Annotated in this window: 1 protein-coding gene; it reads left to right on the forward strand. The window is 74.8% G+C overall.

All coding sequences use genetic code 11. The annotated features are described in order from the left end of the window. On the forward strand, positions 1 to 1,256 hold a 1,256-nt coding region (locus A2U95_RS00075), incomplete at both ends, for a heavy metal translocating P-type ATPase (RefSeq protein ID WP_166020122.1).

Below are 1,256 nucleotides of genomic sequence, written 5' to 3' on the forward strand. Positions count from 1 at the left end.
GCGATGGCGATGGTCCCGGCCTGGCAGTTCACGTACTGGCAGTGGCTGTCGCTCACCCTGGCCGCCCCGGTCGTCACCTACGCGGCCTGGCCGTTCCACCGGGCCGCCTTCACCAACGCCCGGCACGGCGCGGCGACCATGGACACGCTGATCTCGGTCGGCACCTCGGCGGCGTTCCTGTGGTCGCTGTGGGCGCTGTTCCTCGGCACCGCCGGCACCGCGGGCATGACGCATCCGTTCGAGCTGACCATCGCGCGCTCGGACGGTGCGGGCAACATCTACCTCGAGGCCGCGGCCGGGGTGACCGCGTTCATCCTGGCCGGCCGCTACTTCGAGGCCCGCTCCAAGCGCAAGGCCGGGGCCGCGCTGCGCGCCCTGCTCCAGCTCGGCGCGAAGGACGTCACGGTGCTGCGCGACGGCCGGGAGGAGCAGATCCCGGTGGACGCCCTGAAGGCCGGGGACCGGTTCCTGGTGCGTCCCGGTGAGAAGATCGCCACCGACGGCACCGTCGTCGAGGGCACCTCCGCCGTGGACGCCTCGATGCTCACCGGCGAGTCCGTGCCCGTCGAGGTCGGCGTCGGGGACACCGTGACGGGGGCGACGGTGAACGCGGGCGGCCGCCTGGTGGTGGAGGCCACCCGGGTCGGCGCGGACACCCAGCTCGCCCGCATGGCCCGGCTGGTCGAGGACGCGCAGAACGGCAAGGCCGCCGCCCAGCGGCTGGCCGACAAGATCTCGGCCGTCTTCGTCCCCGTCGTCATCACCCTGGCCCTGGCCACCCTGGGCTTCTGGCTGGGCAACGGCGCCGGACCGGCCGCCGCGTTCACCGCCGCCGTCGCCGTGCTGATCATCGCCTGCCCCTGCGCGCTGGGCCTGGCCACCCCGACCGCGCTGATGGCCGGCACCGGCCGCGGCGCCCAGCTCGGCATCCTCATCAAGGGCCCCGAGGTCCTGGAGTCCACCCGCCGCGTCGACACCGTCGTCCTGGACAAGACCGGCACCGTCACCACCGGACGCATGACCCTGCTCGCCGTCCACACCGCCGAGGGCACCGACGAGAGGGAGGTGCTGCGGCTGGCCGGCGCGCTGGAGCACGCCTCCGAGCACCCCATCGCCCAGGCGGTCGCCGCGGGCGCCGCCGAACGCGTCGGCGCCCTGCCGGCGCCGGAGGACTTCGCCAACGTGCCCGGCCTCGGCGTCCAGGGCGTGGTCGAGGGCCACGCGGTCCTCGTCGGCCGGACCCGGCTGCTCACCGA

This window comes from Streptomyces chilikensis (assembly GCF_001642695.1).
GTDB lineage: Bacteria > Actinomycetota > Actinomycetes > Streptomycetales > Streptomycetaceae > Streptomyces > Streptomyces chilikensis.